Origin of the sequence: Hydrophilobacter chitinilyticus (assembly GCF_049860745.1) — a bacterium.
Classification (GTDB): domain Bacteria; phylum Pseudomonadota; class Gammaproteobacteria; order Burkholderiales; family Burkholderiaceae_C; genus Rhodoferax_B.
In genome coordinates this window covers 6,039,105-6,052,171 of the sequence record NZ_CP187561.1, presented here as the reverse complement: position 1 = coordinate 6,052,171, position 13,067 = coordinate 6,039,105, and the positions used below count along the sequence as shown (strand labels likewise).

Annotated in this window: 16 protein-coding genes and 1 riboswitch; of the genes, 5 read left to right on the top strand and 11 right to left on the bottom strand. The window is 60.3% G+C overall.

Translation table 11 applies throughout. From position 1 onward, the window contains the following. Positions 1 to 3: 3 nt before the first annotated feature. A complete protein-coding gene (lptC, locus tag ACPWMG_RS27110; protein ID WP_483305356.1) occupies positions 4 to 573 on the top strand; it encodes an LPS export ABC transporter periplasmic protein LptC in 570 nt (189 codons plus the stop codon). 9 nt (positions 574 to 582) lie between these two features. Next, positions 583 to 1,359: an SDR family oxidoreductase gene (locus tag ACPWMG_RS27105; protein ID WP_483302568.1), complete on the top strand. Its 777-nt coding sequence runs from the start codon at positions 583 to 585 to the stop codon at positions 1,357 to 1,359. A gap of 238 nt (positions 1,360 to 1,597) precedes the next feature. Here the strand turns inward: ACPWMG_RS27105 and ACPWMG_RS27100 are convergent, their stop codons facing one another. The 4 genes from ACPWMG_RS27100 to ACPWMG_RS27085 form a co-directional block, all read right to left on the bottom strand. Next, positions 1,598 to 2,089: an RNA recognition motif domain-containing protein gene (locus ACPWMG_RS27100; protein ID WP_483302567.1), complete on the bottom strand. Its 492-nt coding sequence runs from the start codon at positions 2,087 to 2,089 to the stop codon at positions 1,598 to 1,600. 261 nt (positions 2,090 to 2,350) lie between these two features. Further along, complete coding sequence (locus tag ACPWMG_RS27095) at positions 2,351 to 2,698, bottom strand: RNA recognition motif domain-containing protein (RefSeq protein WP_483302566.1); 348 nt, start codon at positions 2,696 to 2,698, stop codon at positions 2,351 to 2,353. A 209-nt stretch (positions 2,699 to 2,907) separates the two neighbouring features. Beyond that, entirely contained in the window at positions 2,908 to 3,129 is a 222-nt protein-coding gene (locus tag ACPWMG_RS27090; RefSeq protein WP_483302565.1) for a zf-HC2 domain-containing protein, read from the bottom strand. Positions 3,130 to 3,139: 10 nt separating this feature from the next. Then, the gene (locus ACPWMG_RS27085; protein ID WP_483302564.1) at positions 3,140 to 3,706 is read right to left on the bottom strand and encodes a sigma-70 family RNA polymerase sigma factor; all 567 of its coding nucleotides are present in this window, start codon (positions 3,704 to 3,706) and stop codon (positions 3,140 to 3,142) included. A gap of 80 nt (positions 3,707 to 3,786) precedes the next feature. After that, positions 3,787 to 3,992, top strand: a riboswitch (yybP-ykoY riboswitch). 3 nt (positions 3,993 to 3,995) lie between these two features. Here ACPWMG_RS27085 and ACPWMG_RS27080 point away from each other — a divergent pair. The 3 genes from ACPWMG_RS27080 (at position 3,996) to metW (ending at position 6,405) form a co-directional block, all read left to right on the top strand. After that, on the top strand, positions 3,996 to 4,568 hold the full coding sequence (locus ACPWMG_RS27080; RefSeq protein ID WP_483302563.1) for a TMEM165/GDT1 family protein: 573 nt from the start codon (positions 3,996 to 3,998) through the stop codon (positions 4,566 to 4,568). Between the two features lie 110 nt (positions 4,569 to 4,678). Continuing rightward, positions 4,679 to 5,824 (top strand): homoserine O-succinyltransferase MetX, encoded by a 1,146-nt coding sequence (gene metX, locus ACPWMG_RS27075; protein WP_483302562.1) that lies wholly within the window; start codon positions 4,679 to 4,681, stop codon positions 5,822 to 5,824. Then, positions 5,821 to 6,405: a methionine biosynthesis protein MetW gene (metW, locus tag ACPWMG_RS27070; RefSeq protein ID WP_483302561.1), complete on the top strand. Its 585-nt coding sequence runs from the start codon at positions 5,821 to 5,823 to the stop codon at positions 6,403 to 6,405. Before metX ends, metW begins: the two co-directional genes overlap by 4 nt. A gap of 84 nt (positions 6,406 to 6,489) precedes the next feature. Here metW and ACPWMG_RS27065 read toward each other — a convergent pair whose 3' ends face one another. From ACPWMG_RS27065 to ACPWMG_RS27035, 7 genes are all read right to left on the bottom strand, one after another. Then, complete coding sequence (locus tag ACPWMG_RS27065; protein ID WP_483302560.1) at positions 6,490 to 7,554, bottom strand: ABC transporter ATP-binding protein; 1,065 nt, start codon at positions 7,552 to 7,554, stop codon at positions 6,490 to 6,492. Positions 7,555 to 7,632: 78 nt separating this feature from the next. Further along, positions 7,633 to 8,451 (bottom strand): carbohydrate ABC transporter permease, encoded by an 819-nt coding sequence (locus tag ACPWMG_RS27060; protein WP_483302559.1) that lies wholly within the window; start codon positions 8,449 to 8,451, stop codon positions 7,633 to 7,635. A gap of 30 nt (positions 8,452 to 8,481) precedes the next feature. After that, the gene (locus ACPWMG_RS27055) at positions 8,482 to 9,345 is read right to left on the bottom strand and encodes a carbohydrate ABC transporter permease (protein WP_422832155.1); all 864 of its coding nucleotides are present in this window, start codon (positions 9,343 to 9,345) and stop codon (positions 8,482 to 8,484) included. A 103-nt stretch (positions 9,346 to 9,448) separates the two neighbouring features. Next, a complete protein-coding gene (locus ACPWMG_RS27050) occupies positions 9,449 to 10,768 on the bottom strand; it encodes an ABC transporter substrate-binding protein (protein ID WP_483302558.1) in 1,320 nt (439 codons plus the stop codon). A gap of 20 nt (positions 10,769 to 10,788) precedes the next feature. After that, positions 10,789 to 11,715 (bottom strand): dihydrodipicolinate synthase family protein, encoded by a 927-nt coding sequence (locus tag ACPWMG_RS27045; RefSeq protein WP_483302557.1) that lies wholly within the window; start codon positions 11,713 to 11,715, stop codon positions 10,789 to 10,791. Beyond that, entirely contained in the window at positions 11,712 to 12,560 is an 849-nt protein-coding gene (locus ACPWMG_RS27040; protein WP_483302556.1) for a GntR family transcriptional regulator, read from the bottom strand. Before ACPWMG_RS27040 ends, ACPWMG_RS27045 begins: the two co-directional genes overlap by 4 nt. After that, positions 12,557 to 12,982 (bottom strand): RbsD/FucU family protein, encoded by a 426-nt coding sequence (locus tag ACPWMG_RS27035; RefSeq protein WP_483302555.1) that lies wholly within the window; start codon positions 12,980 to 12,982, stop codon positions 12,557 to 12,559. The genes ACPWMG_RS27040 and ACPWMG_RS27035 overlap by 4 nt, the downstream gene beginning before the upstream one ends. Positions 12,983 to 13,067 lie beyond the last annotated feature (85 nt).

Below are 13,067 nucleotides of genomic sequence, written 5' to 3'. Positions count from 1 at the left end.
TTGATGGCGGTGCTGGCGCTGGGCACCTACTGGCTGGTGCGCAATACCCCGTCGCTGCAGCAAGACACGCCAGATGCCCAACTGGTGCACGAGCCGGATTACTTCATGCGCAAGTTTTCGGTGAAGACTTACGACGAGTCAGGGCGCTTGAAAAGCGAATTGCGGGGCGTTGAAGCACGCCACTACCCAGATACCGACACCATCGAAATCGACCAGGCGCACATCCGCTCGATCTCGCCCGAGGGGCTGGTCACGGTCTCCACAGCGAACCGCGCATTGAGCAACGCCGATGGGTCAGAGGTGCAACTCTTTGGCAACGCCATTGTGGTGCGCGAGGCCAGCAAGACCCCGTCTGGTGGCATTTCCCCTCGGCTGGAGTTTCGTAGCGAGTTTCTGCATGCGTTCATGAACACCGAGCAGGTGCGCTCTAACAAGCCAGTCACTTTGATTCGTGGTGCTGATCAATTCGTTGGAGATGCGATGGACTACAACAATCTTGACCGCGTGTTGCAGCTCAACGGTCGGGTCAAAGGGGTCTTGAACGCCCGCCCAGCGGTGGCCGGCAAAAAGTAAGCATTGGCCATGAGCAAATTGGCTTTTATCACCGGCGCCTCCAGCGGTATTGGCCAGGCGCTGGCGCTACGGTATTACCAAGCTGGCTTTCGTCTGGCGCTGGTGGCGCGCCGTGAGTCAGTAATGAAATCCTGGCTTGAGGTACAAGGAATAAGCGCTGACAGCTGCGAAATTTATAGTGCCGATGTTGCCCGACCGGAGAGCATTCGCGCTGCCGCTGCGCAATGCCTCGCCAAGCAGGGCGTACCCGATGTGGTGATCGCCAATGCGGGCATCAGTATCGGCATGGACACCGCCGTCGCTTCGGATCTGGACGTGATGGTGCAGACTTTCGCCATCAACAACGTGGGCATGGCCGCCACCTTTCAGCCCTTTATTCGGCCCATGCAGCAGCGCGGTCGTGGCGCTCTGGTTGGCATTGGAAGTGTGGCGGGCATTCGTGGACTGCCGGGGCACGGAGCGTATTGCGCAAGCAAGGCCGGCGTGATCAGCTACTGTGAAAGCCTGCGGGGTGAGTTGCGCGTAGACGGGATCGATGTTGTCACCATTTGCCCGGGATACATCGACACGCCGCTGACTCAAAAGAACCGATACGGCATGCCGTTTCTGATGCAGCCAGCGGCATTTGCCGACAAAGCCTTTGATGCTATTCAAGCCGGTGCCAGTTATAGGGTAATACCCTGGCAAATGGGGGTGGTGGCAAAAGCATTAAGGTTATTGCCAAACCGAATATATGACAAATTGTTACAAGGGCGTCCGCGTAAACACCGTATATCTGAAGAATGAGGATGCTGAAAGAGAGATTCTTAATTCTCTAATGATCTGTTATTTGTTTGAGTTTGATACATCAATGAATATCGGAGCAAGTTTCAATCCTTGGTAATGCCTGTGGCCACAAACTTTCTCTAGAAAATATACCTGTTATATCTGACAGGTGATTGAAGTACGTGAAACTTAAAACTGCGCACGTAATTAAAAAAGGCTCCATAAGGAGCCTTTTGTCTGTAGGAGAAGCGCTACTAAATCAATAGCCGCCGCGACCACCACCACCATTACCGCCGCCACCGCCGCGGGGACCAGAGCCGTAGGGGCTGCGGAAACCGCCATCGCCACCACCGCCGCCGCTGCGACCCCCACCGCCGCCGCCGTATCCGCCACCACCGCCGCCGCTACGGCCACCACCTCCGTAGCCGCCTCCACCGCCGCCGCCATAACCACCGCCGCCACCACCACCGTAACCGCCGCCGCCACTGCGTGGGGGACGTGGTTCCATGGGGCGAGCTTCATTCACAACACAGCTACGACCGCCGAGGGATTGGCCATTCATGCCGTTGATGGCTGCTTGCGCTTCCGCATCGCTGCCCATTTCAACGAAACCGAAGCCCTTGGAGCGACCAGTGTCACGTTCCATCATTACCTTGGCACTGACCACGCTGCCAAATGCGCCGAAAGATTGTTCCAGATCGCTGTCGCGCACCGAATAAGGCAGGTTGCCGACGTACAGTTTATTGCCCATCAAGGGACTCCTAAAAAACACAGAAATAAAGCGATGGAGTCCCGCAAAGCAATGTCTGACCATAGGACGCGAAACCGACTATCACCGCAAATTTGCACAGTTGTAACCCTGTACGTTTGCATTATGCGGCCATATTAGAAGAATTCAAACAAAAAATGAGTGATGCGAATTGACCACAATATGGACGTAAAAAAGGGCCCAATGGGCCCTTTTCAATCTACAGGTTAGGTGAATCAGAAGAACACCTGAGACCTAGAGGATTTAGTAGCTGTTACGACCGCCGCCGTAGCCGCCGCCATTGCCGCCACCGTAACCACCACCGTTGCCGCCGCCGAAGCCGCCGCTACGTGGAGCGCGTGGCTCCATTGGACGCGCTTCGTTGACCACGAGGTCACGGCCGCCAACGGATTGACCGTTCATGCCCTTGATAGCAGCTTGCGCTTCAGCGTCGCTGCCCATTTCCACAAAGCCGAAGCCTTTGGAGCGGCCGGTGTCACGTTCCATCATGACTTTTGCGCTTTGGATCGAACCAAATTGGCTGAAAGCCTGGTGCATGTCGTCGTCGCGGAAAGAGTAAGGCAGGTTGCCTACGTACAGTTTGTTGCCCATGATTAGGCTCCTAAAAAAAAACGCACAACGCGATGGAGCCCGATAACCGCAATCGACAAACCATTGAAGACTTCACAGACGCGAAACTGACTAAACACCGCAAACTAGCATTGCCGCTGAGCAGCAATGCCAGAGCATTATGCGCGATGTGAGGGGTTTTTCAAAAAAGTTCCCGGCATCGCCTTATTTTGTTGCCGATTTACAAATGCTCAGCGGGGATCCATCGGTTCGTTAATCTGCACATCGTTCTGTTGGCGCCACTGCTGCATGGCGTTGTGGATGGTGCGCATTTGCCGATCGAACTTGGGACACGCGGCGCAGGCCCAGAGGTGCATGCGCAGTGCTACACGGTCTGGCAACGGCAGTGCGCGATCTTCTTTTGCCACCATCAACGTGACGGCTTCTTTGCAGGTGCGTCTGAGCCACATCATCTTTTCCCCATTACTTGGCTACCGGTTGGCCGAACCAGTGCAACTCAAGGCATTCGCGCAAACGCAGGCGTGCCCGATGAAGTTGAACGTAAAGGTTGGTCGACGTCAGTCCCAGTTCCTTACAGATATCTTCACTGGGTAACTCCAGCCATTCGCGCATCAAGAACACGCGCCCCAGCGTGGGGGGCATGCGCTCGGTGCACATTTCCAAGACCAGCAAAAACTGGTGTGAACTGAGATCTTGCTCGGGGTTGCCCCAATCGGCAGGCTCATGCTGAAAGTGGCCGTCGGGCTTGAACAGCAGCCGGTCGAGTTCATCATCGCCGGAAGGCTCGCCAGACATGTCCATCGAAACCTCTCGGGCGTGATGCCGAAAAATGTCGATCACCTTGAACTTGAGGATGCCCACCAGCCAGGTTTTGAGCTGCGACTTCTCTGAAAAAGCCTCCGGTTTGGCTAGCGCGGCCAGCAGCGTTTCCGATACCGCGTCTTCTGCCCACGCATCGTTGCGGAGTTGCAGGCGAGCAAAGCGCAACAGGTAAGCGCGGTGGGATTCCAACTGCTCCGCAATGGCCATGGATGCGTCCGCTTGGGGGATAAAAATGCCGATGATAAAACCCCATGCGCCGATGAACGTCGATTCGACTGTTTATAATAATGAAGTTCATTGGGGAGTAGCCACCCACCGATTCTTGAGTGGGGCTTGCATCAACAGACTTGTAAGGTCGCCTGTTCATGGCGAATCAGACATGGTGCAAGCGTTCTTCGGTTTTACCGGGATTCAGCGAGACCTTTGACCATGCAGCCTCCGTTTTTGGCCGGGGATGCCGCGTGGTCATTGGTTTTATTTCCGGCCGGAAATCGATATGAGTGCTTTCCTCGTCTCCACGGGTATTGTTGCGTTGGCAGAAATGGGTGACAAAACCCAACTGCTGGCCTTAGTTTTGGCTGCGCGTTTTCGCAAACCCTGGCCCATCGTCTTGGGCATCCTCACCGCCACCCTTGTCAACCACGCCCTCGCTGGCGCGGTCGGCGCCTGGGTCACCACGCAATTGGGCCCTGATGTGCTGCGCTGGGTCTTGGGCTTGTCGTTTATTGCGATGGCCGTCTGGATGTTGATCCCCGACAAGCTCGACGACGATGACGCTGACAGCACGCCACGCTACGGCGTCTTCGGCACCACGGTCGTGCTGTTCTTCCTGGCCGAGATGGGCGACAAAACACAAATCGCCACCGTGATGCTTGCCGCCAAATACAACGCCTATCTTTGGGTGGTGGCCGGCACCACGCTGGGCATGATGCTGGCGAATGCACCCGTGGTGTGGCTGGGCGAGCGCATGACGCGACTGGTGCCGATCAAGGTGGTGCACGTGGTGTCCGCGCTGTTCTTCCTGGCGCTGGGCATCTTGGCGATATGGCGTGGCGTCGATATGGGCTAAACTCCCTCTGCGCCGATTTGTTTCAAGCTTGCGGGCGCTTTAGAAATTCAGCTAAAGACGACACCCGAAAACCCGGCCTCGTTTTTAGCGATGCCGGGTTTTTTGTTGCCATGTCCTTTATTGCCACACCTCAAACCATGCCGTTTGCCGAGCCTCTGACTCTGCAAAGCGGTGCGTCGATCCACTCGTATGCGCTGAGCTACGAGACCTACGGCACACTCAACGCCGACCGCTCCAACGCTGTGCTGGTGTGCCACGCGCTCAACGCCTCGCACCACGTGGCGGGCGTGTACGAAGGCCAGCCGAAAAGCGAGGGCTGGTGGGACAACATGATCGGCCCCGGCAAATCGGTGGACACCAACCGCTTCTTCGTCATCGGCGTGAACAACCTCGGTTCGTGCTTTGGTTCCACCGGGCCGATGCACACCCACCCCGACACCGGCCAGATCTACGGCGCCGACTTCCCCGTGGTGACGGTGGAGGACTGGGTTAACGCCCAAGCCCGCTTGCTCGACGCGCTGGGCATCGAAACCCTGGCCGCCGTGATGGGCGGCAGCTTGGGCGGCATGCAGGCGCTGAGCTGGACGCTGCAATACCCTGAGCGCGTGCGCCACGCCGTGGTGATTGCGAGTGCGCCCAACCTCACGGCCGAGAACATTGCGTTCAACGAAGTGGCGCGCCGCGCCATCGTCACCGACCCCGACTTTCATGGCGGCCATTTCTACCAACACAGCGTGGTGCCCAAGCGTGGCCTGCGCATCGCACGCATGGTGGGCCACATCACGTATCTCAGCGACGACGTGATGAACGAGAAGTTTGGCCGCGACCTGCGCGAAGCGGTCACCGGCAGCGTGACCGGCTACCGTTACTCCACACAAGACGTGGAATTTCAGATTGAAAGCTACCTGCGCTACCAGGGCGACAAGTTCAGCGACTACTTCGACGCCAACACCTACTTGCTGATCACCCGCGCGCTCGACTACTTCGACCCCGCGCGCAGCTACGGCGGCAACCTTACCGCAGCCCTGGAGCGCGCCACCTGCAAGTTCCTGTTGGTGAGCTTCACCACCGACTGGCGCTTTGCACCGGCGCGTAGCCGCGAAATTGTGCGCGCCCTGCTGCCGCACCAGCGCGACGTCAGCTACGCCGAAATCGATGCGCCCCACGGGCACGACGCATTCTTGCTGGACGACCCGCGTTATCTCAACCTGGTGAACGCGTATTTCAACCGTATTGGCGAGGAGCTCAAGGTATGAGCGATGTGACCACCATTCAATCCATCGCCGCGCTGGTGCCGCAAGGTGCGCGCGTACTCGACCTGGGTTGCGGCGACGGCGCCTTGTTGGCGTATTTGCAGCGCGAGCGTGGTTGTACCGGCTACGGCGTCGAAATTGACGACGCTAACTTGCTTGCCTGCGCGCGCCGTGGCGTCAACGTGCTGCAGCTCAACCTCGACGAAGGCCTGGCCATGTTCGACGACAACTCGTTCGATGTGGTGCTGCAAATCGATACTCTGCAACACCTGCGCAATGCCGAAACCATGCTGCGCGAAACCGCGCGCGTGGGTCGCACGGGTGTGGTGGCCTTCCCTAACTTTGCGCACTGGCCCAACCGCGTGAGCATTCTGCGCGGCCGTATGCCCGTGACGCGGCGCTTGCCCTACCAGTGGTATGACACGCCGAACATTCGGGTCGGAACGTACAAAGACTTTGAAGTGCTGGCCGCTAAGAACCAACTGCGCGTGTTGGACGCGTTTGGCCTGCAAGACGGCCGCGAGGTGCGCACCTTGCCAAACCTGCGCGCAGGTACGGCGGTGTTCCGTTTCGAACACGCCTGAGCACAAGCTACTCTTCATAAATAAGTGAGCACTCTGCGCTTATCAATCTAGCGCAAAGTGCCCATTTGGCTTAAGGGGCGAAACTTACAGACGCTGCTGCGTGGCTTCGTCGAACACGTGCACCAGGCGCGGCTCGATATCCAATGTGACCTTGTCGCCAGCCTTGACCAGCAGCCGGTCGTGCACCAGGGCCTGCACCGTGTGGCCTTGCGCATCGCAGGTGACCAGCGTGTCGGCGCCGCTGAATTCCACCACCTTCACTTCGCACGGAATGCCGTTGGGGTGACCGGCTTCGCGCACACGCAGATGCTCGGGGCGCAGGCCCAGCACCACGCGTTGCTCGGCCAGGTTGGCGTGCGGCGCGTCCAGCGCAATGCGGCCGCCCGCGTCCGGTGTAGCGATGCCGTTGGCGGCGCGGCCGGGCACCAGGTTCATTGAAGGCGAGCCGATGAAGGTCGCCACGAAAGTGTTACATGGAAAGTCATACAGGTGCGCGGGCGCGCCAATCTGCTCGACCTGGCCGTCGCGCAGCACGATGATGCGGTCGGCCATGGTCATGGCTTCGATCTGGTCGTGCGTCACGTAGATCGACGTGGTCTTCAGGCGCTGGTGCAGCGCGCGGATTTCGGTGCGCATCTGCACGCGCAGCTTGGCGTCGAGGTTGGACAGCGGCTCGTCGAACAAAAACACCTTGGGGTCGCGCACCATGGCGCGGCCCATGGCCACGCGTTGACGTTGGCCGCCTGAGAGCTGGCGTGGCAGGCGGTCGAGCAGCTTGTCCAGGCCCAGCACCTTGGCTGCGGCGGCCACCTTGCTGCCGATGGTGTCCTTTTCGGTGCCGGCAATCATCAGGCCGAAGCCCATGTTGTCACGCACGGTCATGTGCGGGTACAGGGCGTAGGTCTGGAACACCATCGACACGCCGCGCTCCTTGGGCGGCAGGCCGTTGACGGTTTGGTCGCCGATGCGGATTTGGCCGACGGACGGGTCGTCCAGACCCGCGATCATGCGCAGCAGCGTGGACTTGCCGCAGCCGCTGGGGCCCACGAAGACGGCAAATTCGCCGTCGCCGATGGCGATGTCCACGCCCTTGATGACGCGCGTGTCGCCGAAGTGTTTTTCAATGCCGGTGAGATTGACGGAAGCCATGGTGATAGATTTCTACGGTTCGATTTCGGATAAGACGTGTGAGCTTGAAGCGATGGGCTACGGCGTGCTGCGGCGTTTTTAGCCACCCTTGACGCCGCCAGCCGTCAGGCCACCAACGATTTCCTTCTGGATCACCAGCGTGAGCAACAGCACCGGCAGCGTGACCAGCAGCGCGGCAGCGGCCAGTGGGCCCCAGGCGATCTGCTCAAACGTCAGCACGTTGTAGATGGCCACGGGCAGCGTGCGCGTTTCGCGCCCGGCCAGCACGGCACCAAAGATGAAGTTGTTCCACGAGAAGATGAACGCCAGGATGGCCGCCACGGTGATGCCCGGGCGGGCCAGCGGCAGCGCGATGTGCTTGAAGCGCTGCCAGGGCGAGCACCCGTCCACCACGGCGGCCTCTTCCAGCTCGTGCGGCAAGGTCTCAAAGTAGCCCGAGACGATGTACACCGTGATGGGCACCGTGATCACCAGATGGGTGATCACCACCGGCGCCAGCGTGCCGGTCAGGCCCAGCGCTTGGAACAGCGTGAACAGCGGAATCAGGAAGCTGATGGCCGGCGTCATGCGCGCGATCATGATCACCATCAGCAGCTTGCGTGCCTTCAGCCGCGCAATGCCATAGCCCGCAGGCACGCCGATCAACAGCGCAATGCCCGTGGCCAGGCCCGAGACGATGATGCTGTTGAGCAGGTATTGGAAGAACGGGCCGCTCTCGAACACCTTGGTGAAGTTCTGGAACGTGGGCGATGTAGGGATGAACACCGGCGGATACGCCAGGTTGTCCACTTCGTTCTTGAAGGCCAGCGACAGCATCCACAGGAAGAAGCTGATGGCGGGCGAGACCAGCAGCACCACGCAGATGCCGAGGACGAGTTTGTCGAGTACTTTTTTCATGTCGGGAATCTCTTGCTTAGGCTGCGTGGATCACTCGTAGTACTTGGAGCGCTCGCGCAACCAGAACAAGAGAAGGGATAGACCGACCACCAAGGCGAAGAACACCACCACCACGGCCGAAGACTTGCCGATCTGGTAGAACGAGAACGCTTGCAGGTACAGATAGATGTTGATGGTTTCAGACGACGTGCCCGGGCCGCCCTGGGTGATCACGTAAATGGTGTCGAAGGTCTTGAGCGCGTCGATCATGCGCACCACGCCGGCCACCAAAATGAACGGCAGCAACATGGGCAGCGTGACGTAGCGGAAGGTCTGCCAGCGCGAGGCGCCTTCCATCAGCGCGGCCTCGAACGGGTCGGCCGGCAACGAGGCCAGACCGCCAAGCACGATCAGCATCACCAGCGGCGTCCACTGCCAAATGTCCACCAGCACCAGGCAAGCGATGGACAGGCGCGGCGAGTACACCCATTCACTGGGCGGAATGCCCAGCAGCGACAACAGGTAGTTGAGCACGCCTTGTTGGGGGTGGAACATCATCACCCACACCAAGGCAATGGCCACCGGCGTGGCCATCATGGGCAGCACGAACGCGCCGCGCAGAAAGCCCTGGCCCGGAAACTTTTGGTTGAACACCAAGGCAGCCAGCGTGCCCAGTACCAGCGGGGCGGCCACGGCCATGGCGGTAAAAATCAAGGTGTGCGCGATCGATTCAAGAAAGCGTGTGTTGTGGGCCAGGTCCACGTAGTTGGATAAACCGGCGAAGGTGGCCTTGGAGCCAATCTTCCAGTCGAACAGGCTCATCCATAGCGTGAACAGCCACGGGAAGACGATGACCGCGATGACCACGATCACGGCCGGTACGATGAACCAAACAAAGGGCGAAATCTTACGCATGCAGAACCATCCAAGCCGCTGGTCCTAAGAGGCCCAGCGGCTTTATGAAGTCAAACCAAAATCAAAAACGCGGACCGCAGGTATTGGCCTGCGGCCAGCACGATCAGGTGTCGGCCTTGGCCGCCACGGGGGCGAACTCGGCTGTGGCCTTTTTCAGTTCGGCTGCCGGATCGGCGCCGGTCAGCATGTTGTTCAACGCGATGCCGTAGACGTCGCGGAACTCGGTCACGGGCTCGATGATCGGCAGGCCGGGGCGTGCGATTTTCAGCGACTCGGCCACGGCGGAGAGCCACTCTGGCGGCACCGTCAAGGCGGCAATGGCTTCGGCATTGGAGTAGGCCGACAGGCGGGCCGGCGCACCCGAGCCGGTGGCCAGCATGCGGGCTTGCATGGCTTTGCTGGTCGCCCACATGATGTAGTACCAGGCTGGGCCCTTCTTGGTGGAAAAGGCAGACACCCCGATACCGTCACCAAAGGTTTGCGAGACCTGGGTCTTGGGGCCGGGTGGCATCACGCCGTAGCCGGTTTTGCCCTTGACCTTGGACTTGGTGGCGTCTTCCAGCGGTGGTGCAAAGCCCGAGCCGTCGATCCACATCGCGGCCTTGCCCTGCAAGAACAAGCTCTGCGCTTCGTTCCAGTTGTAGCCAGCCACGCCCGCGGGGCCGGTGTTTTTCATCAGGTCGCGGTACATCGCGGCCGAGGCCACGGCTTCAGGCGTTTCGGTCGCCAGCTTGCCACCAGCGTCGAAGAACTGACCGCCGTAGCCCAGGAAGAAGCCCGTCCACAGCGGCACGTTGGCGTTTTTCAGGCCACGGCCCACAAAGCCCACCACACCGTTGGCCGGGTCATGCAGCTTCTTGGCTGCGGCCAAGATTTCTGGGAAGTTTTTCGGATATGCCACGCCCTTGGCGGCAAACAGTTCCTTGTTCCAGTACACGATCCACGGGTCGAGGTTCAGCGGCAGGCTGTCAATGCGGCCATCGGTCTGCGTGGCGTAGAACATGGCGCCGGACGAGTAGTCTTTCACGTCAAAGTCAGGCGACGCGCCGGTGGCCATCAGGCTGCGCAGATCTTCCATCCACTTGCCTTTGGCGAACTGGCGCTTTTGCACGTGATAGCTCATGTGCACCACGTCAAAGCTGGTCTTGCCAGAGTTGAACTCGATCACCGTTTTCTGGCGTGACTGCTGCTCGGGCACCTGCTCGGCGCCGACCTTGATGCCGGTCAGGTCTTCAAACTCCTTCTGGTACTTTTGCAACAGCTCGCCGCGCGGGCTCTTGATCAAGTGCACTTCGATGGTTTGGCCGGCGTAGCGCTTCCAGTCGAAACCCGACTGGGCGAACGCGGTGGGCACGGTGCTGAGCGCCGTCGCGGTGGCGCCGGCTTGCAGCACAGCGCGGCGGTTGATCTGGGTCTTCTTCATGGCTTGTCTCCTGTCTTTGTTTAAATGGTGTCGAAGCTCTGACCAGTCGCGCGGTACACCTCACGCACGGCTTTTTCTTCATGGGTTTCCAGCTTGGTCAACGGCGCGCGCACGTTGAGCCAGACATCGTCGCCCATCTGTTCGGCCAGGCCCACTTTGTAGGCACTGACAAAAGGCATGCCGGGCAGCACGGTCATCAGGCGCAGCAGGTCAAGCACCAATTGCTCGTCGGCCTTGGACACGTTCTGCGGGTTGGAGATGATGCGGCGCAGCAGGTGCGGTGCCACGTTGGCCATGCCATTGACCGAACCCGAACCTCCGGCGCGCATCACCGGCGCAATGTGCGGCTCGGAGCCGACGAAGATCGACAGTTGGGGGAAGGCCTTCACCAAGCCCAGCGAATGCTCCAGGTCGCCCGAGCTGTCTTTCACGCCAATGACTTGCTTGGGGTGGCGGCGCACCAGCTCGGTAATGGTGGCGTGCGAGTAGCCCACGTTGGCCAGGCCGGGGAAGTGGTACAGCAGCATTTGCAGGCTGTCGGCACCAATGCCCTTGATCACTTGCGTCACGCATTCGGTCACACCGGCGTCGCGCGGGTGGTTGAAGAAAAACGGGGGCATGTAGAGCTGGCGCACCACACCCTTGGCGATGGCGTGGCGGCCCAGGTCAATGGCTTCTTCCAGCGCACAGGCGGTGGTGGTCACGATGATCTGGTCGGGGCGGACGCCGCTGGCGAGCAGCGCTTCCAGCACCTTTTTACGCTCGGCCACGCTGAAGGCCAGGCCTTCGCCGGTGGTGCCGAACAGCGTGACGCCGTCGCTACCAGCGGCCAGCATGCGCTTGGCGTGCGCCAGGGTGCGTGGCAGGTCGAGCTGGCCGTCTTCTGCAAACGGCATCAGCAATGCGGGCCAGAGCCCGGTGATCGCATGGTTATGGGCAAGGGTCAAGTGTGTCTCCTGGTTGTTTTGGCTGTGATGGATTTGGCGGCGTCTTTGGCAGATGCCGCCGTGATGGCCTCGTTCCATTCGGCGCGAAGCATGTCGGGGGTGGTGGAGAGCACACGGTGGCGTGCACTGTCCATGTGCTGGTCAAGTGCGGCAATGGCACCGGCCTCGTCGCGCGCTTGCAATGCAGCAATGAAGTGCAAGTGTTCTTCCATGGCCGGGATCAAACGCGCGGGCGTGATCACACTTTGCTCCAGCGTGATCAGCCGCACACGCAGGCTGTTGACGCGGTAGATCTCGGAGATGATTTCGTTGCCCATGGCGTCGACCATGCGGTCGTGCAGGCCCCAGTCCACCGATTGCGCGTCGTCGAGCAAGCTGGCGTCGGGCTTGTCGGCGCGGGCGCGCTCTAGGATGTCGTGGTGCGCGGCTTCAATCGCGTCCAGCTCCGCGGCGCTGACGCTGCGCGTGAACAGGCGCACGGCTTCGCGCTCGATCATGGCGCGCAGTTGAAACGCGTTGCGGATCAGCTTCAAGTCGACATGCGCGATCTGCAGGCCGCGCTGCGGCACGGTCTTGATCAGGCCCCCAGCTTCCAGGCGCGGAATCATTTCGCGCACCGCCCCAAGGGGCATGTCGAGCAAGGTCATCAACTCGCGCTGCGAGACAAACTGGCCGGGGCGAATGCTGCCGCTCAAGATTTGCTGCGTGAAGCCCTGGTAGGCGCGTGCGCGTTGGCTGGTGGGTTCCACGCTCGATGGTGCGGCCGACAAGGTGCGCTTCAGCGCTGCCTTGGTGACGGGCTTGCGCACCACTTCGGTCGCAGCAGAGTTGGCGCGGGTGCTCACAGCTTGGCCACGCCTTTTTTCAGCAAGATGTTGCCGTAGGTGCGCGTCTCGCCGGTGGCCACAATCGCAAAGGCTTGTGCCGCACGTTCGTAAAAGGCAAAACGTTCCAGCGATGTGGGCGCGGCTTCGCCGTGGTGTTGCAGGGTGGCGCTGAAGTCGGCCACGGCGGGGGGCACGGTGGTGGCGTCGCCCACCACTTGCATGGTGAACGCGGCATGCGGCACGAAGTCGTCGAGCGGCAATACCGAGAGCACGGCGTCAAGTACGCGGTTGGCGTCTACACCGGGAATGCGCACCAGGCGGCGGGCATGTGTGGCGGCCGGAAAGTGTGCATCGGCCAGCACGATTTCATCGCCATGGCCCATCGATGCCAAGACGTGCAGCAGGTCGGGAGACAGCAGGGGAGAGAGGCCTTTGAGCACGGGTGCACCAAACAAAAAAGAACACTGACGAAGGGACAGGCAAGGCGGCTGGCAGATGCCTTTCAGAGCGAGGTTGGTAGGTGTA

Excerpts from the sequence above, each read along its gene's own strand:
- lptC (WP_483305356.1), top strand. The coding sequence starts at position 4 with ATGGCGGTGCTGGCGCTGGGCACCTACTGGCTGGTGCGCAATACCCCG.
- ACPWMG_RS27105 (WP_483302568.1), top strand. The coding sequence starts at position 583 with ATGAGCAAATTGGCTTTTATCACCGGCGCCTCCAGCGGTATTGGCCAG.
- ACPWMG_RS27100 (WP_483302567.1), bottom strand. The coding sequence starts at position 2,089 with ATGGGCAATAAACTGTACGTCGGCAACCTGCCTTATTCGGTGCGCGAC.
- ACPWMG_RS27095 (WP_483302566.1), bottom strand. The coding sequence starts at position 2,698 with ATGGGCAACAAACTGTACGTAGGCAACCTGCCTTACTCTTTCCGCGAC.
- ACPWMG_RS27090 (WP_483302565.1), bottom strand. The coding sequence starts at position 3,129 with ATGATGTGGCTCAGACGCACCTGCAAAGAAGCCGTCACGTTGATGGTG.
- ACPWMG_RS27085 (WP_483302564.1), bottom strand. The coding sequence starts at position 3,706 with ATGGCCATTGCGGAGCAGTTGGAATCCCACCGCGCTTACCTGTTGCGC.
- ACPWMG_RS27080 (WP_483302563.1), top strand. The coding sequence starts at position 3,996 with ATGAGTGCTTTCCTCGTCTCCACGGGTATTGTTGCGTTGGCAGAAATG.
- metX (WP_483302562.1), top strand. The coding sequence starts at position 4,679 with ATGTCCTTTATTGCCACACCTCAAACCATGCCGTTTGCCGAGCCTCTG.
- metW (WP_483302561.1), top strand. The coding sequence starts at position 5,821 with ATGAGCGATGTGACCACCATTCAATCCATCGCCGCGCTGGTGCCGCAA.
- ACPWMG_RS27065 (WP_483302560.1), bottom strand. The coding sequence starts at position 7,554 with ATGGCTTCCGTCAATCTCACCGGCATTGAAAAACACTTCGGCGACACG.
- ACPWMG_RS27060 (WP_483302559.1), bottom strand. The coding sequence starts at position 8,451 with ATGAAAAAAGTACTCGACAAACTCGTCCTCGGCATCTGCGTGGTGCTG.
- ACPWMG_RS27055 (WP_422832155.1), bottom strand. The coding sequence starts at position 9,345 with ATGCGTAAGATTTCGCCCTTTGTTTGGTTCATCGTACCGGCCGTGATC.
- ACPWMG_RS27050 (WP_483302558.1), bottom strand. The coding sequence starts at position 10,768 with ATGAAGAAGACCCAGATCAACCGCCGCGCTGTGCTGCAAGCCGGCGCC.